This window comes from Paraburkholderia sp. SIMBA_030 (assembly GCF_046535245.1).
Taxonomy (GTDB): Bacteria; Pseudomonadota; Gammaproteobacteria; order Burkholderiales; family Burkholderiaceae; genus Paraburkholderia.
The window spans coordinates 1-328 of record NZ_JAWRXB010000206.1 but is presented as its reverse complement, the minus strand read 5'-3'; the positions used below and the strand labels follow the sequence as shown (position 1 = coordinate 328).

1 protein-coding gene is annotated in these 328 nt (G+C 61.6%); it reads left to right on the top strand.

Annotated elements, in window-relative coordinates:
• The coding region (locus SB772_RS39690) for an isocitrate dehydrogenase kinase/phosphatase AceK regulatory subunit (RefSeq protein WP_410838479.1) at positions 1–328 on the top strand (328 nt) is incomplete at both ends.

The window sequence follows — 328 nt, the reverse complement described above, 5'->3', positions numbered from 1 at the left end:
GGCGATCTCCACCGAATACATCGAGAACGACGAGCCCGCTGCGAAACCGACTTATCGCGCGTATTACCCCGGCAAGGACGGCCTCGCCGCGACGCTCGAGCGCATCGTCACGAATTTTCAACTCGAGCCGCCGTTCGAAGATCTGACGCGCGACGTCGGCTGCGTGATGCAGGCGATTCACGACGCGTTCGGCACCTTCGACGAAGCGCCGAACTTCCAGATTCATGTGCTCTCGTCGCTGTTCTTTCGCAACAAGTCGGCGTATATCGTCGGGCGAATCAGCACCGGCGACAGGCTGCTGCCGTTCGCCGTGCCGCTGCGTCATGTG